The organism is Tritonibacter sp. SIMBA_163, from assembly GCF_046535935.1.
Taxonomy (GTDB): domain Bacteria; phylum Pseudomonadota; class Alphaproteobacteria; order Rhodobacterales; family Rhodobacteraceae; genus Epibacterium; species Epibacterium scottomollicae.
On record NZ_JAWJBP010000025.1, the window covers coordinates 14,157 to 34,407 of the forward strand.

The 20,251-nt window shown below is 57.9% G+C and carries 13 protein-coding genes, 1 tRNA gene, 1 pseudogene and 1 riboswitch; of the genes and pseudogenes, 12 read left to right on the forward strand and 3 right to left on the reverse strand.

The annotated features are described in order from the left end of the window. Positions 1-337: 337 nt before the first annotated feature. Together R0J92_RS19790 and R0J92_RS19795 are read right to left on the reverse strand one after the other, a co-directional pair. On the reverse strand, positions 338-1,303 hold the full coding sequence (locus R0J92_RS19790) for a tyrosine-type recombinase/integrase (RefSeq protein WP_411052869.1): 966 nt from the start codon (positions 1,301-1,303) through the stop codon (positions 338-340). A gap of 148 nt (positions 1,304-1,451) precedes the next feature. Beyond that, a tRNA-Thr gene (locus R0J92_RS19795) sits at positions 1,452-1,527 on the reverse strand. A gap of 449 nt (positions 1,528-1,976) precedes the next feature. Between R0J92_RS19795 and R0J92_RS19800 the strand changes: the two are divergent. The 5 genes and pseudogenes from R0J92_RS19800 to R0J92_RS19820 all read left to right on the forward strand — a co-directional run bounded on the left by R0J92_RS19800 (position 1,977) and on the right by R0J92_RS19820 (position 8,165). Beyond that, positions 1,977-4,211, forward strand: a pseudogene (locus R0J92_RS19800) (histidine kinase N-terminal 7TM domain-containing protein). 221 nt (positions 4,212-4,432) lie between these two features. Beyond that, positions 4,433-4,648: riboswitch (cobalamin riboswitch) on the forward strand. An 86-nt stretch (positions 4,649-4,734) separates the two neighbouring features. Further along, positions 4,735-5,454, forward strand: a complete 720-nt coding sequence (locus tag R0J92_RS19805) for a (2Fe-2S) ferredoxin domain-containing protein (RefSeq protein ID WP_411052870.1) — start codon at positions 4,735-4,737, stop codon at positions 5,452-5,454. Further along, positions 5,441-6,373, forward strand: coding sequence for an ABC transporter substrate-binding protein (locus tag R0J92_RS19810; protein ID WP_411052871.1), 933 nt, complete (start codon positions 5,441-5,443; stop codon positions 6,371-6,373). The genes R0J92_RS19805 and R0J92_RS19810 overlap by 14 nt, the downstream gene beginning before the upstream one ends. A 21-nt stretch (positions 6,374-6,394) precedes the next feature. Beyond that, positions 6,395-7,381 (forward strand): FecCD family ABC transporter permease, encoded by a 987-nt coding sequence (locus tag R0J92_RS19815; protein WP_411052872.1) that lies wholly within the window; start codon positions 6,395-6,397, stop codon positions 7,379-7,381. Then, a complete protein-coding gene (locus tag R0J92_RS19820; protein WP_411052873.1) occupies positions 7,371-8,165 on the forward strand; it encodes an ABC transporter ATP-binding protein in 795 nt (264 codons plus the stop codon). Before R0J92_RS19815 ends, R0J92_RS19820 begins: the two co-directional genes overlap by 11 nt. Positions 8,166-8,176: 11 nt before the next feature. Here R0J92_RS19820 and R0J92_RS19825 read toward each other — a convergent pair whose 3' ends face one another. Continuing rightward, positions 8,177-10,348, reverse strand: a complete 2,172-nt coding sequence (locus R0J92_RS19825; protein WP_411052874.1) for a methyl-accepting chemotaxis protein — start codon at positions 10,346-10,348, stop codon at positions 8,177-8,179. Positions 10,349-10,633: 285 nt separating this feature from the next. On the opposite strand from R0J92_RS19825, the gene R0J92_RS19830 reads away from it, so the two are divergent. The 7 genes from R0J92_RS19830 to R0J92_RS19860 all read left to right on the forward strand — a co-directional run bounded on the left by R0J92_RS19830 (position 10,634) and on the right by R0J92_RS19860 (position 19,996). Then, positions 10,634-12,262 carry a GMC family oxidoreductase gene (locus R0J92_RS19830; protein WP_411052875.1) on the forward strand — a complete coding sequence of 543 codons (1,629 nt, stop codon included), beginning with the start codon at positions 10,634-10,636 and terminating at the stop codon, positions 12,260-12,262. A 37-nt stretch (positions 12,263-12,299) separates the two neighbouring features. Then, positions 12,300-13,913 carry a long-chain-fatty-acid--CoA ligase gene (locus tag R0J92_RS19835; RefSeq protein ID WP_411052876.1) on the forward strand — a complete coding sequence of 538 codons (1,614 nt, stop codon included), beginning with the start codon at positions 12,300-12,302 and terminating at the stop codon, positions 13,911-13,913. Between the two features lie 230 nt (positions 13,914-14,143). Continuing rightward, positions 14,144-14,983, forward strand: a complete 840-nt coding sequence (locus R0J92_RS19840; RefSeq protein ID WP_106162516.1) for a flagellar motor protein MotB — start codon at positions 14,144-14,146, stop codon at positions 14,981-14,983. Between the two features lie 130 nt (positions 14,984-15,113). After that, positions 15,114-16,382, forward strand: coding sequence for a flagellar hook protein FlgE (locus R0J92_RS19845; protein WP_411052877.1), 1,269 nt, complete (start codon positions 15,114-15,116; stop codon positions 16,380-16,382). A gap of 51 nt (positions 16,383-16,433) precedes the next feature. Further along, a complete protein-coding gene (gene flgK / locus R0J92_RS19850; RefSeq protein ID WP_411052878.1) occupies positions 16,434-17,882 on the forward strand; it encodes a flagellar hook-associated protein FlgK in 1,449 nt (482 codons plus the stop codon). A gap of 3 nt (positions 17,883-17,885) precedes the next feature. Next, entirely contained in the window at positions 17,886-18,893 is a 1,008-nt protein-coding gene (locus R0J92_RS19855) for a flagellin (protein WP_106162519.1), read from the forward strand. After that, complete coding sequence (locus R0J92_RS19860; RefSeq protein WP_106162520.1) at positions 18,893-19,996, forward strand: flagellar basal body P-ring protein FlgI; 1,104 nt, start codon at positions 18,893-18,895, stop codon at positions 19,994-19,996. The genes R0J92_RS19855 and R0J92_RS19860 overlap by 1 nt, the downstream gene beginning before the upstream one ends. The last annotated feature ends 255 nt before the right edge of the window (positions 19,997-20,251 follow it).

Here is a 20,251-nt window from a genome sequence, read left to right on the forward strand (position 1 = left end):
GCGATTTGTCCCGCGCCCCTCCTTTCGATGATGGTTGGTGGCTACACCTGCGGCGAAGGTCTGCTCCCTCCATGCTCGTGCGGCATGGGGCCTAAATCTGGATAGCAGATCCCAGTACTCTGCAAATGGTACAATCTGCAGGCACCGGCCGTCCAACGGTATAGCCTGGCCAAGACCCGCTTCTGCGCCCAGTTGACCTTTGAGCAGGGCACAAACCGGACATGACTGGCACCTTCCCCGATATCAGGACTACCAGTCGGCGAGTACGCAGGTCTAGATTGCTTGTGACCACAACCGCTAATGCCTCACAATCTTTGATCGATGAAACAACCGTCGATCAGTGATCAAGCCGCTTCGCCAGGTCTTCGGCGCTCTCGTTGTAGTAGGTCAGAAGCTGATTTACGTTTCGATGCCCAACCATCCGCGCCAAATCCATCACATCGAGTTTCTTGGCGAGCTGCGTGATCGCCCAATGCCGTGAATCGTGAAACGTCAGCCCCTCAACCGCGGCTCGATCCCTTACTTTGCGCCACAGAACGTCTAACTGCCGTGAATCGAGTGCAAACACGGGATCGGATTCTGGCAGCACTTCCAGCAGCTCCACGGCGCGGCGTGAAAGCGGGACTTGGCGTGAGGTCCCGTTCTTGGTCATGGGCAGATCCACAACCCGGCGCTCGAGGTCGATGTGCTCCCACTTCATGCCGACGATTTCACCGGCACGCATTGCTGTTTCTCCGGCAAACAAAAATGCGTGAAACGCGCGTGCCGTCGCATTGTTGAGGTCATTGCCTGCGGAAAGCTCAAGCCGCTCGAGCTCCGCGCTCGTCGGCAGACGGTCCCGCGCAGTTGCTTCTTGCGGCTTGCGCACATCGGTCAGAGGCGAATCCCCTATCAATCCCCATTCCCGCCGAGCCACGGAGAACACAGACCCCATGAGGGTCATTTCTCGCCGCACTGTCGAGGGCGCCACCTTTTGCAACCGGGAGTCACGCCACGCGGCGAAATCTGCAGGCGAGAGTTCGGAGAGGCTCTTGTCGCCAAGGTCATATTGGCCCCATCGGTTCAACCGGAGCGCTTCCCATTTATATCCGCGCTTCTTCGAGCTCACTTCACGGGCGTACCGCTCAAAAAGATCACGCAGTTTCATCTTCGCCGAGATCTTCGACCCGTTCAGGATCTCATATTCCTTGCGGCTGGCCCAATCTTGCGCTTCCCTCTTGGATGGAAATACCTTGCTGGCGCGCACACCCGCCCTGGCTACCTCGGCCCGCCAGCCTGTCTTGGTTTTGCGAAACGTCGCCATGAATTACGCACCACGCTCTAAATGCGGAAAATATGCGTAACAACATGCGCATTTTTACGCTTCATAGGCAAGCGGCAGCCGCATCGCTTCGTGAATAACCATATTTTACGGATATTTGAGTGTTCCCGACCACAGCTGAAAGGGTGGGTGGTGCCTCAAGAGGGACTCGAACCCCCGACCTTGTCCTTACGAAGGACCTGCTCTACCAGCTGAGCTATTGAGGCGAAGCGCCAGCCCGTTTAAACGCATCGGTCGAACCCTTCAAGCCAGATTCACAGAACTCTGCCAAGAATTCGTCGTAGGCCGTCGATCAATCCAATCTGTTCGGTGTGAACCTCGTCCATCGCGCTGCATGCGTTTCATGAATGGCCCGTCAAAATGAAACGGCGTCGAGCGTTCGTTGCAAATAGGCCTTAGACGCGGTCAGGTCAGAAAGAGTCCGATAGGCGCCCTAGCGAGAATATGAAGAGATTTTGAAATCTAGGAATCGGGTCCAGTTAACCGAACGGTAGCAATTCTCTCACATTCTGCGCACGTTCGTTTGTTTTTTGTGACGGTTACGCAGTACTCGCATTTTAACCCAAAAAGCTCCAATGTGACTCAAGTATCGCGCGTTACATTCTGTAGACTTGATTTGGCAAGGTAGATTATGACCTGCCTTTTAAACTTGGAAATGAATCTGGCCTCTGGCTCTGCAGCTGCCCTATGGGTGGTGTGTTCTGTTGTGCTGTTTCGGATCACACGAAACAACTCATTCGCAGGGCAACTGGCCTTTGTTCTGACCTTGACCGCGATGTTGTGGTGGCTTTTTACCGTTGTTTTAGACTTGGCCTCACCGGGCGAAACCTGCAAAATTGGATGGTCTCTGGCGGCTTGGCCGGGGATCGTCGTGCTGCCGGTCGCATGGACATTCTTTGTCTGCGATTACACCTCAAACACACGCGAAAGAAGGCGAACGCTCCGGCTTTTTGCCTATATGTCGCCGCCCATTTTGGTCAGCGCGATTGCTCTCACGAACGCACAGACACATCTACTCTATGGTGTGGATACTCGGCTTGTGACCGAGGGGGCATACACCTATGTCGAATTTGATCATGGGCCTTTGTTTTTTGTTGTTGCCGCGGGTCTCTATATATTTCTCGTGATTGCTTTAGGGGTGCTCGCGTTTGCTTTTCTGAGAGCAAAGAATGTGATCCGCCCATTTTTGGCGGCATTGATCATCATCACCGCGGCGCCGATGGCGGCAAACCTGTCCTATATTGCGTGGGATTTAACTGTTTTCGGCTTCGATCCGACTCCCTTCACATTTGCAGTTTCGCTCATAGCGCTGAGCTGGCTTCTCGTGAACAATTCCATGATGGACACCGCATCTCAGGGGCGGACCCTCATGTTCTATGCCACTCGCGACCCAGTGATCCTGATGGACGCGGATGGACGCCTTGCGGACGCAAACCCTGCGGCAAGGAATGTGTTCAGGGAGCCAATTTTGCATCAGGGGATGACCCTCGACCAGCTAGACCAAGTTGGGCCGATGTTGAGCGACCTCTGCAAGACAGGTGAAATCCAATGCCTCAAGCCGATTAGGCTCGGCGGGCATGTCTTCGATTTACGCACGGCTTTGATCGAGAGTCCGATCCAAACCAAGACGCCGTTACTGGGTTGGCTGGTTTCTCTTGTCGACATCACCGAGAGAGAACGTTCCGCTGAGGCGCTTCGTGAAGCGCTGGCACATGCGGAGGCAGCAAACCGCGCAAAGACCAATTTCCTCGCCAATGTCAGCCATGAAATACGCACACCACTGAATGGCGTGCTGGGGATGGTATCGGTATTGAGCGACACTGTGTTGGATAACGAGCAGCAGGAATACCTGAAGGTCATCGAAGGCTCTGGGCAAGTTCTGCTCACAACGATCGGGGATGTGCTCGATCTGTCCAAAATCGAAGCAGAGCAGATGGTGCTGGAAAACAGCCCCTTCGTTCTGCGAGACATCGTCAAGGGCGCAGGCTCCCTGTTCGCGGCAACGGCGGGCGAGAAGGGATTGACGTTGAGCATCGACATCGAGGACAGCTTGCCCAAGGTTATCAACGGGGATGTTCACCGGTTTCGACAAGTACTGCACAACCTCGTTTCAAACGCCGTCAAGTTTACCGAAGTCGGACAGGTTTTGATAAGCGCCACAGCCATTGACGATGGCATGACCCTATTGGTGCGTGTCAGCGATACCGGGCCTGGGGTGCCCGACGAGGCTCGTGATGCGATCTTCCAGCCGTTTCGTTAGGCCGATAGCAGTGATACGCGAAAATTCGGTGGCACTGGCCTGGGGCTTTCAATCTCCCGAGAGCTTTGTCATCTGATGGGGGGGGAATTGCGGCTGGCTCCTTCCGCTACGAAGGGTGCGGTATTCGAAATCAGACTGCCCTTGATCCCGGCAGATGATATCTTGGATCTCGAAAACCGCCCTGACGCGTTCTCAGATGTATTGCCCGTTATGCCCGTGATGGATGTTCTGGTGGTCGACGACAACAAGACAAACAGGTTCATTTTGGAAAAGTTCCTGTCCTCATCATCCTGCCGGGTTCAATCCGTCTCAAGTGGAGCAGAAGCAATCGAACTGGCGCGGGATCTGGCGTTCGATATCATCTTGATGGATATTCAAATGCCTGGAATGGATGGGGTCGAGACCACTCGACGGATCCGTTCTCTGGAGCAGGCAGGCGGGCGCGAACCCGGGTTTATTGTGGCTGTGACCGCGAATACGATGCCGGAGCAATCTGCTCACTACCTGTCGGCGGGCATGGATGAGGTATTGGCAAAGCCGGTGTCCAAAGAGCCATTTCTTAAGATGATCCAAACCGTTCGCCGCAAGGTCGCGCAGTGCGCCGAAGACAAGGCGGCGTTGCCGCGGTAACCGGCATGACCCGGCAGGCAGACGGCATTGGGCAGGACCTATTGCGCAAACAAGACCGTCAAGAACAGGCTCCATACCACTATCTGTGCACGAGACCTTCTCCCGGGAAGTGATCGAATGGTCTATCTCGGCGCACGTGGCATATATATTTTCGCGTGATCATGCAGTCTGAAGCAACGACGACAGTTTCGCCATGCCGCTTGACAGGGATTGCGCTGCTGACGCAAGAGAGGGGCGATGGTTCCCCGACGCCAAAGGCAAGTGGGATGAAAAGGGAATTCGGTGAGGAGGAGCCCAGAGGCGCCAAATCCGAAACTGCCCCCGCAACTGTAAGCGGCAAGTGCCCCGTCACGCACCACTGATCCACCGGGATCGGGAAGGGACGAGAGCGCAATGATCCGCAAGTCAGGAGACCTGCCATCACGACTGTAAACCAAGCGGGCGGTGGGCCTGCGGAGGACGTGATGACAGATGCCAAAGGTCTTATGAACCGCAGCGACCCGTCTCCTGTCAGGAGGTTGGTATGCACGCGTATCTTTACCTGATTTCCGCCACCTATGTGAGCGCGCAACGCTTTGCCATGTTGGCACAAAAGCTCGAAGGCGCAACTGCGGGTCCTGCATTGGCGATCCGGCTGGAAGCGGAAGGAGCGGGCCTCTGGTCTGCTCTTGATGAATTGTGCGCACGCGGCGCAACACGAATTGATCTGCGGCCCGTGGGGTTGCCGTTTTCGCAGTCATTGGAGAAATGGCTTCCCGGGGCTGCAGGCGCATGGCTTGCCCGGCAGGACCTGCCAGTGCCCGAGCTGTATTTCTCTGCCAGCCCAGAAAGTGACATGGGCGTGATCACTGCAGTCGCCCGGGCTGAGCTGCCAATGCGCCGAATTTCTGCGAAGCCACAGGGGGAAAGAGGCAAGGGCTGGGACCTGCCGCCAGCTCATCAGCACCACTTGTTGGTCTGCACGGGGCCTCGCTGTCACGTGAAAGACGCCCCAAACCTCGCCGACGTCCTGAAAGTCGAAATCCGTCGGGCAGGGCTTGCGGACAGTTGTCTCGTCACCACGACGGGCTGTGTTTTTCCCTGCAACGCCGGCCCGGTGATCGTGCACTACCCGCGTGGGGACTGGTATCGCATGGCGGACCGTGCGGACATTCAGAATTTTGTCGCCACCGTTCTTGCGCGCGGTGGCAGGCTTGAATCACTTATTTTCCATCAAACTGGAGTCTCCCATGAAACTGCGTAGCCTGCTGCTGCCGCTTGGTCTTTTTGCTTCCGCCGCACACGCTGACCCTATCAAAGTCGAAAGCTGCGGCGTGTCTCATACGTTTGAAAGCGTGCCATCCCGGGCCATAACCCTGAACCAGCAGGCTACAGAAGTCATGTTGGCCCTGGGCCTTGAGGAATCTCTGGTCGGCACGGCCTATATGGACGACGCAATTCCGGAGCAATGGCGGGCCGCGTATAACAGTGTCCCCGTGCTGGCAGAGAAATACCCCGCCGCCGAGGTGGTGTTGGCGAAAGAACCAGACTTTCTCTTTGCAGGATTTGGGTCAGCGTTTTCCGAGGACAACTTGGGCGGCGCAGAGAAGTGGCACGGGCTGGGTATCGGGACCTATCTTGTGGATGCCTCCTGCAAGGTCAAACACCCGAAGGATGTTCCGCTGACGGTCGAGCCGATCTTTCATGACATCGAAACTGTCGGAAAGCTGTTCGCGGTCGAAGCCCGTGCTGAAGAGCTTGTAACGGGGCTGAAGGCACGTCTCGATGAGGTGCAGGAGGACCCGGCAGGCGCGGAACAAACGGCATTCATCTATGATAGCGGCACCGATACGCCGTTTTCGATCGGGTGCTGCGGTGGCCCTGCGCTGCTGGCCAAGCTGACCGGGCTCGAGAGTATCAGCGCCGATGTGCCTGGTACTTGGGTGGACTTGTCGTGGGAGCGTGTGATGGCGGCCGACCCGGATGTGATCCTGTTAATCGAAGCGGATTGGTCCACGGCTGCGGACAAGCGTGCGCATATGGAGACCGATCCGGTACTGAGTGAGCTTCGGGCGGTGAAAGAAGGGCGCTTCGTGACCGTGCCCTTTTCCGAAACCCTGCTGGGCATGCGATTTGTTGATGGGGTCGAGACCGTGAACCGCCAACTCGCCGGGTTGAAGTAAGTGTCACGGGGATCGCCACTGTTGCTGCCGCTGTCCGTCGTTGCGTTGTTCCTCGCGATGGCGGCCGGTATCCTATGGGGGACGGCTGAGATCTCATGGAGCGAGCGGTTGGCGATTCTCATGCGGAGCGAGGACGCCCCGCGCGGTCTGTCTCTGATCATCTGGCAGTGGCGTGTCCCACGTGTACTGGCGGTTGGCATGATTGGTGCGGGGCTGACGCTTGCGGGGGTGTTGATGCAGACGGCGCTGCGCAATCCTATGGCCGACCCGTACCTGATGGGGTTGTCCTCCGGTGCGTCGGCGGCGGCTGTGGGTGCGATCATCTGGTTTCCAGCCAGTATCACGACGACGCTTGGGTTGCCGTTGATTGCATTTCTGGGCGCGGCATCCGCGTTCCTGTTGACCATCGGCCTATCCACACGGCGCGGGAGGTCTCTCGACCCGTTGGTGGTGATCTTGGCGGGAGTTGCCGTGTCCCTGATGTTCCAGGCATTGACCGCGTTTTTCCTCTATGTCGGTGATCCCCACGCGACTCGCAACGCCATGGGCTGGTTGATGGGAACCGCTGCAGGGACCGATTGGCAGGAACTTCCGCTGTTGTTTGCGGTGTTGCTTGTGTCCCTGGCTTTGGCCCTCTTCACGACGTCAAAACTGGATGCCACACTTCTCGGTGATGAGCGTGCGCTGTCGCTTGGGGTGCATGTGGGACGTATGCGCGTCCTTGTTTTTCTCATTACCGTCGCTCTGACAGGTGTGGCTGTCGCGGTTGCGGGTATCGTTGGGTTTGTCGGCTTGATCCTGCCCCATATGGGACGTTTGCTGGTGGGCGCCCGTCACCGAGTTTTGATTCCTCAGGCAATGGTGTTGGGGGCGGTGACCTTGATCCTTGTCGACTTGGCCTGCCGGGTTGTGCTGGCCCCGGAAGAGCTTCCGCTTGGGGTCCTGCTGGCTTTGCTGGCGGCGCCGCCGTTCATCTACATATTGCGAGGTATGTCACGTGTCCGCTGATCCCATCCTTGAAATTCGCGATCTCTCCATTGCGGTTGGAGGTCTGCCCTACGTGAGCAACCTGTCACTGTCGGTCGGTCGTGGTCGTTTCCATGGGCTGCTGGGGCCAAACGGGGCGGGCAAGACCACCGTATTGCGGGCACTCTACCGCGCGTTGCAGCCGCAGGCAGGCGAAGTCCTGCTGGATGGCCAGCCGCAGCAGGGTTTCAGCCCAGCGGCATGGTCCCGACGCGTTGGCGCATTGGTGCAGGGCGGTGGCTTACTGTCCGGGTTGACGCCGGCTGATATCGTGGAAATCGGGCTGACCATGCGCGCAATGACCGCCCGAGACCGGGGACGCGCGACAGAGGACGCATTGCAGCTGGTGGGACTGGCCGACAAGGCGGAGCAGGATGCCGAGAGCCTGTCCGGCGGGGAATTGCAGCGATGTTACTTCGCGCAGCTTCTGGCCTGTGATCCCGAAGTCTATGTGCTGGACGAGCCAACCAACCATCTGGATCTGCATTACCAGCTGCGCTTGCTCGATGAGGTGAAGCGGCGAGGACGTACCGCCATCGTATCATTTCATGACCTCGGTATCGCTGCGCGCTACTGTGACTATGTGCATTTGATGTGTGATGGCGCTCTGGTCGCGGAGGGAGAGCCTGCCGCGGTTTTGACCAGAGATGTCCTGTGCCGCTACTATCGGGTGGACGGTGTTCTGGAGGGGCATAGTCTCAGACTGGAGGGGCCGGTCCTTGAAGATAGGTCCGCCCCCGCGCCGTTGATGCATGTTGCTGAGTAGCGCTGCGCCCTTCAGGCGACCTTGTCGGAGCGGTGCATCTCATCCCAACCTTGGTCGGCACCAGCAGAACGCGGCGTATCCTGTTCGATCTTGAAGCGTTTGACGGATGCCACGAGTTTTGCGGCTTCGTTGCGCAACAATTGTGCTGATGCTGCTGTTTCTTCGAGCATGGCAGCGTTTTGCTGCGAACTCTGATCAAGCTGGGTCACTGCGGAATTGACCTCTGTCAGGCTGCTTGACTGATCCACAGTGGCGGCCGCGATCTGGTCCACCATCGTCACCATGTTCGTGACCGTTTCCTTGATGGCGTTCAGCTCTATGCCGGTGCGGCTGACAAGCTCCACGCCTTGGGTCACCTCGTTGGAACTATGACGGATCAACTGGTTGATTTCCTCGGTGGCATCGGCAGAGCGCTGCGCCAAAGCTCGCACTTCAGATGCAACGACTGCAAATCCCGCGCCTGCTTCGCCGGCGCGTGCGGCTTCGACACCCGCATTCAGCGCCAAGAGGTTTGTCTGGAACGACACGCCCTCGATCATATCGGTGATCTTGCTGATGGCCTCGGAAGCCTCGCGAATTCGGTTGATCGAGGCGGTGGTTTCCTCAGCTACGACAAGCGTGGAGTTCACCCGATTTTGTGCGTCCTGTACAAAGGCATGCGCTTGCTTTGAATTGGACGCCGTGCCTTTCACGGCATCGCTCAATACCTGCATCGCACCTGAAGTCTCCTCCAGAGATGCGGCAGAGTCCTCACCCCGTTTGGAGGCATCCAGCGAAGCGGATGCGATTTCGTTGGCCGTGTGGTTCAGTGTGACGCTGCTTTCGGCAAGTTGCTTGATCACCCCGGTAAGTGTCTGGCTCAATTCGTCCACTGCGCTTGATATTTCCGAGAACACGCCTTTGTGGTTGTCCGGCATGCGTTCTGTCAGGTCACCCTGAGATAGGGCATTGATCGTGAACCGCACATCGCCAAGACCTCGTTCTACCACGTCGCCGATCGCGTTGACCCCATGGCCAAGCACGGCGAAGTCCCCGCTGTCATCCTCTATCGGAATGCGCAGTGAGAAATCCCCTTCCGCACAGGCGCTTATGACTTTGGAAATTTCGGTAGAAAGACGGTCCTTTTCCTGCTGTCCCTTCCGAAAGTTCTCGATTGCTTTGCAGACAGCCTTCACTTCTCTGATGGCGGATCGAGGGGTCTCCTCGTCGAATTGTCCAGCCAGCATTTTTTCCAGAACTGTTTGCACGCGCAGCAAGGGCTTCGCAATCTTCTGAGCGAGGGTAAAGGCTAGCGTCACGAATATGGCAAGCCCAATCAAACCTGCGACCGCCGCGCGTTGCACCAGAACCTGTTGCGCCGCCTTTGAGGTGATGACGACCTCTTCTCGACGCTGATGTATATTTTGCAAAATCCCGGCAAGGATCGGTTCTGCTGCAGCATATCGATCAGACAATGTTTCGGTCAGCTGTTTTGCGCTGAGGGTCTCTTTGACATAGGCGCTGAAGCTATCCTGATAGTGGGTCAGGAGCTGCTCGATTTCCGCCTGTTGGTCCGCGCTATCATAGTAGGAGGTCGGGAAGTTGCGGAATTCGTCAACCCGTGCGTTTAGCCGGTCCAGGTATTTTGTGTTCTGCCGCATTATGAAATCTTTTTCATGCCGGCGCATCATCAGCATCTTTACCTGCATTTCCGGATAGCTTGTATTCTTCAGGCTTTCCTCGACCTCGTGAACTGCCTTACGCAATTGTCCCTGTAGTCCGGTTGTCTCATCAAAGCCGAGCGCCCTGTTGCTCTCCACAACATCGGCAAAGCTGGTCGCATAGGCGGTCACGGCGGTTTGAAGAGCCGTTAGATCTGCCGCGGACTGGTCCAACCCATTGAGCTCGCCCAACTGTGTTTGTGCAGAAAGCAGTGTCTCGTTCAGATGTGCAATGACATCCGCGTGCCGCGCGACATCGGCGTCGCCCAAGCGCAGGAGAAAGTCCTTTTCCGCTCGGCGTGCCTGCAAGAATGCCAGTTCCAGCTGCACGATCGTCGCATCCAGTTCCTGAATTTTTTCGATTTCAGTCTGGTGGCCGTCGCGCGCATCGTGTGTGTAAAAGGACAGGCCGATCAGGGAAAACATGATAAGGGCCGCCAGTCCGACGATGGACAGGATTGCGGTACGGATGGAGATACTCATGGGCATCGCGAGTCTCATGTACAGTTTCGATGTCATTTTTATATCGAGAATAAGTTAAGCTATCGTTCTGATGTGAACCTCTCGTAGACAGTGGGAGGCATGGTTTTCAGTGGAATTGTAGCCAAACGTGGAAAGCGCCCCTGTGTGGATTTCAAGTTTTCCAAACAGTGGTTGTGGAGGGTTCGGTTCCCTGACGCACCGTAAAAGTGGACAGGGCACACCTTCTGCGTGCTGATCAGCGCAGGGGAGATGCAGCTGTGTGCCGCGTGGCGGAGGAGGAATGTCATGGAGTTCGACTACGTGATTGTCGGCGGTGGATCTGCAGGATCGGTGCTGGCGGCGCGCCTCTCTGAAGATCCCGCAACCTCGGTCTGTCTGCTGGAGGCGGGCGGGAAGGGCGACGGCCTTCTGGTAAGGGTGCCAGCAGCGGTTGTCGCCATGCTGCCGGGGCGCCCGAAGATCAACAACTGGGGGTTTGAGACCGTGCCGCAGGCCGGTTTGAACGGGCGGCGCGGCTATCAGCCCCGGGGCAAGGCGCTGGGCGGGTCGAGCGCGATCAACGCCATGCTCTATGTACGCGGCCATGCGCAGGACTATGACGAATGGGCCGACCTCGGCTGCCCCGGCTGGAGCTGGCAGGATGTGCTGCCCTATTTCCGCCGGGCCGAGAACAACGAGCTGGGCGACGATGCCTTGCATGGGGAGCAGGGTCCGCTGCAGGTCAGTCAGCAGAAAGCGCCCCGTCTGGTCACCGAGGCTTTTGTTCAGGCCGGTGAAGCGCTGCAGATCCGCCGGACGCAAGATTTCAACCGTGGCGACAACGAGGGGATAGGCCACTACCAGGTGACCCAGTTCCACGATCCCGCCCGCAACGGGGAGCGCTGCTCGGCGGCGGCGGGCTATCTACACCCGGTGATGGGACGTCCGAATTTGACCGTGCTGACCCGGGCGCAGGCCACAAGAATCCTGTTTGAGAACAAGACCGCCACCTGCGTCGAATTCAGGCAGGGCAGGACGACCAAAACTGTGAGCGCGCGCTGTGAGGTCCTGCTCTGTGGCGGTGCGTTCAACTCGCCGCAGCTATTGCAACTCTCTGGTGTGGGCCGTGCGCAGGATCTGCAACCGCATGGGATCGAGGTCCGGCACGACCTTCCCGGCGTGGGGCAGAACCTGCAGGACCACCTTGATTTTACCCTCGCCTACAAGACGCGGGACAAGGACAACTTTGGTATTTCGCTGGCCGCTGGGGCCAAGCTGCTGCGGGAGGTTATGGAATGGCGCCGGACCGGGCGCAGCATGATCGCCACGCCTTTCGCCGAAGGAGCGGCGTTCTTGAAGACCATGCCTGAACTGGATCGTCCCGACGTCCAGCTGCATTTTGTGATTTCGATCGTCGATGATCATGCCCGCAAGCTGCATCTTGGCCATGGCGTCAGCTGCCATGTCTGCCTGTTGCGGCCCAAATCCAGAGGCAGCGTATCGTTAGCCTCTGCCGATCCGCTGGCGGCTCCGGTGATCGACCCGCAATTTCTGGCAGAGCGCGACGATCTAGACGGTCTGATGCGGGGCGTGCGCCTCACCCGTCGGATCATGGAGCAAGCCCCGCTGGCCGACTATCTGGCAAAGGAGCTGTTCATTGATGCCGAACCCGATGACGCCGCGCTGGAAGGTCATATCCGCGCCCGCGCCGACACTATTTATCACCCGGTGGGCAGCTGCCGGATGGGCACCGACGCGCAAGCTGTGGTCGGTCCGGAGCTACGGGTGCGCGGCCTCAGGAACCTGCGGGTGGTTGACGCCTCGGTCATGCCGCGTCTCATTGGCGGCAACACCAACGCGCCCACGATCATGATCGCCGAAAAGGCTGCCGACATGATCCTGGGCCGCCCGGCGCCTGCGCGCGACGGGCCCTGACACAACAGGCAACACAGAACAACAAGGAGGAGACCCCATGCTGGGCAAGATGATGACGCGACCGCTGACCATCAGTTCGCTGATCGAACATGCGGGCAAGTACCATGCCGGCACCACCGTGGCCTCGGTCGAGACAACCGGCGGCGTCGAGCATACGACCTGGGGCAATGTCGCCAGCAATGCGCGAAAACTGGCGGCGGCACTGGACAGGCTCGGCCTGAAACCGGGCACCCGCTGCGGCACGATCGCCTGGAACAACCGCCGTCACCTGGAGATCTATTTTGGTGTCGCGGGTGCGGGCTATGTCTGCCACACGCTGAACCCGCGTCTGAAGCCCGAGCAGCTGATCTACATCATCAACCACGCCGAGGACGAGGTGCTGTTCATCGACGCGACCTTTGTCCCTGCCGTGGCCCAGCTCAGAGCACATCTGCCAAAGCTGCGCCACGTGGTGCTGATGGGGCCGGAAGACGCCGAAGCCGCCGCGCAGATCGACGGGCTGCTGTTCTACGACGGCCTGCTGGCCGCAGAGAGCGGTGACTATAGCTGGCCTGATCTGGACGAGAACGCCCCCTCCAGCCTGTGCTACACCTCAGGCACCACTGGCAATCCGAAGGGTGTGCTCTATACCCATCGCTCCACCGTGCTGCACTCGCTGGGCGGCAACCAGCCCGATGGGCTGGCGCTGGCGGCGCGTGACAGCGTGATGGCGGTGGTGCCGATGTTCCACGTAAATGCCTGGGGGGTGCCCTATATCACCGCCGCGGTGGGGGCCAAGCTGGTGCTGCCGGGGCCGAACCTTGATGGCGAAAGCCTGGTGAGACTGATTGATGCCGAGGAGGTGACCATCGCTCTGGGGGTGCCGACGATCTGGATGGGGCTGCTGCAGGCGCTGAAAGCCACGGGCAGCACAATTCCGAGCCTGGAACGCACGGTGGTCGGCGGCTCCGCCTTGCCGACAGTGATGATCCCCACCTTCCGCGACACCTACGGGGTGGAACTGATACACGCCTGGGGCATGACCGAGACCAGCCCGCTTGGGACCCTGAATCAACTCCTGCAAAAGCACCACGCGCTGAGCGATGCCGAGAAAGGCGCGATCCGCGAAGGGCAGGGCCGTCCGCCCTTTGGCGTGGAGCTGCGCATCGTCGATGAAACGGGTGCAGCACTGCCCGAGGATGGCAAGACGCAGGGGGAGTTGCAGATCCGGGGGCACTGGATCGTTGATACCTACTTCGGACAGGAGCAGCCGGCGCTCACCGAGGACGGTTGGTTCGACACCGGCGACGTCGCGACCATCGATGCCGACGGTTATATGATCATTCGGGATCGCTCCAAGGATATCATCAAGTCGGGCGGTGAATGGATTTCCACGGTGGAGCTGGAGGACATCGCCATGTCGCATCCGGGCGTTGCTCAGGCAGCGGCGATCGCGGCCCGTCACCCCAAGTGGGACGAACGCCCGGTACTGATTGCGGTAAAATCTGATGATACGCTTACGGAGGTAGAGCTTCTTAAACACTATGATGGCAGGGTCGCCTCGTGGCAGGTCCCGGACGCCGTGGTGTTCGTGGAGGCTCTGCCGCTCGGTGGAACCGGCAAGGTTCAGAAGAACAAGCTCCGCGAATCGTATGGTGACATGCTGCTGTGATGGCGGCAAAGGAGGCGGGAATTTGACCCGCCTCGGCTCCCGCCGCAAAGGGGCCACATTACCGCCCGCAGCCTGCCACAAGTCTTCCCTCGAAAAGCCAGGATGGCCTCAATTTTGCCTTGGAAACCATACGTTTAGGTGTGTTACTGGGGCCAATTTTATCTGTTAAGACCTGGTTAAGGAACCCCTCTGTATCCCGGTTTTGGGTGAACAGAAAAGGTGGTGGGAACATGACTGCTCAGAGCAACGTAGCTCCTATTATTATCAAGCGGAAAAAGGTTGTCGGTGGCGATGGTCACCACGGCGGCGCATGGAAAGTGGCCTATGCCGACTTCGTTACGGCGATGATGGCGTTCTTTCTTCTCATGTGGCTTTTGAACGCGACAACGGAAAAACAACGCAAGGGTTTGGCGGACTATTTTTCACCGTCCATTCCGCTGAGCCGCGTATCCGGCGGTGGTAATGGCGCCTTTCAGGGCGACACCATGTTCACTGAGGATGTGAAACCTCAGAACGGCATTGGCGCGACGAAGGAAAATCCGACAGATGCGTCTCGGGCGCAGGGTGACTCCGGTGTCGCCGACAGCCAGCAGAATGACGAGGCCGAAGAGGCGAGCTTCCGCAAAATCGAAGAAGAGCTGATGGGACGCGGGGGCGAAAGCATGGTCAGCATTGATATGGCGCGCCATATCGTGACCCGAGTGACAGATGAAGGTTTGATCATCGAACTCTTTGAGACCGACGATGCCAAGCTGTTCGAAACCGGTACGGAACGTCCGAACGTAATGATGCGCGATCTGCTGCGGATGGTGGCTCGGGTTACGGCTGCGGTCGAGAATGACGTGGCGATCGGTGGGCATGTGGCCTCGACCCCTGTGGTCATCGCCAACAACCCGGTCTGGGCCCTCTCTCACGCCCGTGCCAATGCGACCCGGGAGCTGCTGGAGACGGGCGGTATGAAATCCAAGCGAATCTCCCGCGTGACCGGCTACGCAGATCGCGACCTTGCCTCCCAGAATCCGATGGCTGCGCGGAACAATCGCATCAGCATCACCCTTCTGCGGAAGTAATCGCCCATAAAACAAAGGCAAAAGCGGCTAGCAGATAGATAGGATTTTATCTGTTAGCCGCGCGTTAAGTACAAGCGCGCTAATCCTGACAGCGAGAAAAAACTCAAGATGCAGCAGAAAGGCGTATCTAATGACCATTTCCTCTTCGCTGAATGCTGGCGTAGCCGGGCTTGCCGCGAACTCCAGCCGCCTGGCGGCCATTTCAGATAATATCGCGAATTCCTCGACCGCCGGCTACAAGCGCGTAGTGACCTCATTTGAATCGATGGTCATCTCGCAGTCCGGCGGCACCTACGCCGCGGGTGGGGTCTCTGTCGGCAACACGCGCATGATTGACGAGCGCAGTTCCCTGATCTCCACCAACAACTCCACCGACCTTGCTGTTGACGGAAAAGGTTTTATCCCCGTCGCAAGCCTCGCTGAGGTGGAAGCGGGCGGTGATCCGAACATGCTCTTGACCACTTCCGGTTCCTTTCGGACCAATGAGGAAGGCTATCTGACGACGTCGTCTGGGCTTGTGCTCTTGGGTTGGCCAGCTGATGCGGATGGCTCAATTCCCACCGTTGCTCGTGACACCGATGATCCGCTTGAGGCGATCAAATTCGATACTTCACAGTTGAGCGCAGCGCCGACGACAGCGGTGAGCCTTGGCGTCAATTTGCCAGCTGAGAGCGCAGTGACCGGGGCTGCGGGTGATGCTGAAGAGAATACCATTCAGTACTTCGACAACCTGGGCGGTCAGCAGGATCTGGATATCGTTTACACGCCAACGGGTGTGAACGACAACGAATGGTCAATGACCCTCACCGATGGTGCGACGGGTACAGTTGTCGGGCAATACACTCTGACATTTGACGACTCCGCAACCGGCAAGGGCACGCTCGACACTGTCGCCACGACCACCGGCGGTGCGTATGATCCCGCTTCCGGTACCATCATCGTGACCACCGACAGCGGGCCGATCGAGGTTGAAATCGGTGTGATGACCCAGCTCTCGAGCGCATTCTCTGCTGCTACCATTGAGAAGGACGGCTATGAGGCTGCCAGCTTTGCCGGTGTTGAGGTCGATGAGGGCGGGCTTGTGCATGCTCTTTACGAAAATGGCAGCAGCCGTGTTGTCTATCAAATTCCTCTTGCTGACATGCCGAACGCAAACGGGATGAGGTCTCTCGACAGTCAGACTTTCATGCCGTCGCCTGACAGTGGTGCGTTCTACCTTTGGGATGCGGGCACCGGACCGACTGGAACCGTGGCTGCGTACCGCCAGGAAGAGTCGGCAACCGATGTCGCGACTGAATTGACCTCTATGATTCAAACACAGCGCGCCTATTCCTCCAACGCGAAGGTCATTCAGACCGTCGATGAGATGCTGCAGGAAACCACAAACATTAAGCGCTGATAAAATCAGCGCTTTCAAATGATAATATGTAATCACAGAAGGTGATCTGGGATGTCTCTTTCGACCGCCCTTAATAGCGCGATGACCGGTATCACGGCGGCCAGCAGGTCGACGTCGGTGGTGTCAGACAATCTCGCGAACGCCCTGACTGAAGGGTACTATCGCCGCACTTTGAATCTCAGCTCGAACGGTGCAGCCGGCGGCGTGAGCATCGGGTCGGTGCAGCGCATGATCGACCCTGCTATTCAAAAGAGCGTACGGTTGGCAGAGGCAACTCACGCTTCCAACTCGGTCACCTCCAGCTTCTATGCACAGGTTTCCGATCGGGTAGGGACAGTGAATGATGCCTACTCGGTTGCGCAACGACTGACGGATATGGAGACCGCCCTGATCGAGGCGACCTCCTTGCCGGACTCGGACGCGCGTCTCAATGATCTGTCGATGCAGGCTGAAGAACTGGCGATGTCCATTCGGGATGCGGCGGATGGTGTTGCGACCTTGAGAAACAAGGCCGAAGGTTCCATCAACGCTCTAGTCAATGGTCTGGAAACGGACCTTGAGAACCTCAACGAGATCAACAAGAAAATTCTTGCTGCGGAGATCCGCGGCCAGGATCCGTCTGGCCTTCAAGATCGGCGTGATAACCTGATTGACTCCATCAACGAGGTCATCCCGGTGCAGGTGTATCAGCGGGATAACAATCAGACTGCTCTTTACACCACGTCAGGTATCAAGCTGATCGACGGTGGCTCTGTCGCTGAGTTCTCCTTCAATAAGACGTCTCTGGTCACGCCTTACATGTCCATCGGCAATGGGCAGCTGTCAGGTCTGGAGATTGATGGCAGGTCCATCGATACATCCATCGACGGCAAAATCGGTGGCGGCAGTCTCGCGGCGCAATTCCATGTTCGGGATGTTGCTGCGGTACAGGCGCAGAACGATCTGGACACAATGGCGGGCGATCTGATTGAGCGTTTCCAGGATCCGACTGTGGATCCCACGCTTGGTGCCACAGACCCGGGCATATTTACCGATAACGCGGCCTACTATGACAATACGAACGAATTGGGTATCGCCAATCGGATAGAGATCAACAGCGTCATCGCCATGAGTGGTGATGCAGAAACCTGGCGCTTGCGTGACGGTCTGAATGCGGCAGTGATCGGCAATCGTGGGGATACAACGATCCTCAACAACTACGGCGCCGCACTGGATGCAACAAATACGATCTCGTCGCCCGGGTTGGGGTCTGGTGACTACAGCGCTTATTCGATCGCTGCGAACCTGATGACCAATTTCACCCAGGAAAACACTTGGGCGGAGCAGCAACTGGCTTTCTCGTCGGCCATCTATTCCGACATCCAGGCTCGCGAATTGGAGCAGGGCGTTGATACCGACTCGGAACTTCAAACGCTGATGATGGTCGAAACGGTCTATGCCGCGAACGCCCGGATGATCCAGGCGATCGATGAAATGATGCAGGAACTGATGAGGCTCTAAGCTATGAATGTGCAATCTTTTGGTGATATGGCGCAGTTTCTGTTTCTGCGCGGTCGTTCGGTAGAATTGAACAAGACCCTGGACACGCTGACCCAGGAAATGAGTACGGGCGTTTCGTCGAACCTGCCGGCACGCCTTGGCGGTGATCTGGGGTTTGTTGCGGATCTCGAGCGTTCAATTTCGAAAATGGACAGTTACAAGGTCGCAGCGCAAGAGGCCGCGCTATTTTCTTCTACTGCGCAGGACTACCTCGAACGGATCAATGACAATGCGTTGAACCTCGGTGCGGATATCCTTTCGTTGTCCAGTACGGCCAATGACACCACCGCGCAGGAGCTGGCCTCTCAATCGATGACCTATCTGAAGGAGGCGATCTCTAATTTGAATGGTCAGCTGTCCGGACGAAGCCTGTTTGCCGGTACCGACACCAGCACATCGCCGCTGGAAAGTGCGGACACCATGATGACAGCACTGGTTGCTGAAGTCGGCGCGCTGACGGACGAGGATGATATCGTCCAGGCGGTGCAGGACTGGTTCGCGGATCCTGCGGGGTTCGATGCGATCATGTATAACGGTTCGACCGACAACATGAGCGCCGTGCGGATCGGCGTAAATGAAGAAGTCAACTTTGCCCTTCGTGCCGACGATGAGCGTCTGAAACAGGCCATGAAAAGCTTCGCACTTGGGGCGCTGGGCAGTCAGGATTATCTTGGCCATCTGTCCACGGTGGAATCTTCGGCTCTGGTGGCGCGGGCTGGCACTGAACTGATGAATGCGCAGACCAGCCTGACGGATGTGCAGTCCGATCTTGGCTTCATTCAGGCGCGGATCGAGGAAACACAGACCCGCAATACCGCCGCTTTCACATCCATGGCCACGACCCTCAATGATCTGATCCTGGCCGATCCTGCTGAAACCGCCAGTCGCGTTGAGGAGGTCCAGTTCCAGCTGGAAGCGCTCTACTCGATTACCGTGCGGTCCTCGCAACTTAACCTGTTGAACTACATGTGATGCGCAAACTCCTTCATATCCTGATGACATGTCTGTTGCTGCCGACTCTGGCGCAGGCCAATGCAATCCGCCTCAAGGACCTAGTCGAATTTGACGGGGTCCGAGGCAACGATCTGGTGGGCTATGGCCTCGTGGTTGGTCTGAATGGTACCGGGGATGGTTTGCGCAATTCACCATTCACCGAAGAGATCATGACGAATATCCTCGAACGCCTCGGCGTCAACGTGAGTGGCGAGCAGTTCCGACCCAAAAACGTGGCGGCCGTGTTTGTAACAGCGTCCCTGCCGCCCTTCGCGCGGGTGGGCGGAACGATTGATGCGACGGTGTCTGCGATCGGTGATTCCAGCAGCCTTTTGGGCGGGACATTGATCATGACGCCACTCAACGCAGCCGATGGGCAAATTTATGCAGTGGCGCAGGGCACGATCCTAGCCGGCGGTGCGGTGGCCGAAGGTGAGGCCGCAACCGTGACAAAGGGCGTGCCGACGTCCGGCGTCATCCCGTCGGGCGCGCGGGTCGAGCGAGAGATCGATTTTGACCTGTCTTCGCTCGATTCCATGCGGTTGGCCTTGCGAGAGCCGGATTTCACGACTGCAGGCCGCATCGAAAGTGCAATCAATAGCGAGTTTGGTCGCAATGTTGCAGTGATGCGTGATTCCGGTACGGTTGAGGTCAATATCCAGCGCACCAACGCACGTTCGACCGCCCATGCGGTTGGCCGCATGGAGAACGTGTTGGTAGAGCCGCAGCGCAAGGCGCGTGTCGTGGTGGATCAAAGTTCTGGCACCATTGTCATGGGCAGCGACGTGCGTATCTCTCATGTAGCCGTGGCCCAGGGCAACCTGACACTGCGTGTAGAAGAAGCGCCGCTGGTTTCTCAGCCCAACCCCTTTGCCGATGGTGAAACCGTGGTAGTGCCGCGCACCGGTGCCGCATTGGAGGAAGAAGAGGGAATACAACTCGCCGAAGTCCGCGAGACGACCTCTTTGTCTGAGGTAGTGGCTGGTCTGAATGCACTGGGTGTATCCCCGCGCGACATGATCGACATCCTGAAAAGCCTCAAGGCTGCAGGGGCGCTGCATGCGGAGTTCGTCGTGCGCTAACTCGCAGATCTCAGCCCCCTGACGAAGCACCCCGGGAGACCCGCCCGGGGTGCTTTTTTGTGCAGGACTAGGACGGAGAGCATTGGGGCGAGTATCATCATGCGCAGGTTGCGGGCGGTATGGTCTAGCTTGTGTAGTATTGATGGATTGATCGCGTGGTGCCCGTCGGCCATGATCTCACAGCACAGCACAGCACAGCACAGCACAGCACAGCACAGCACAGCACAGCACAGCACAGCACAGCACAGCACAGCA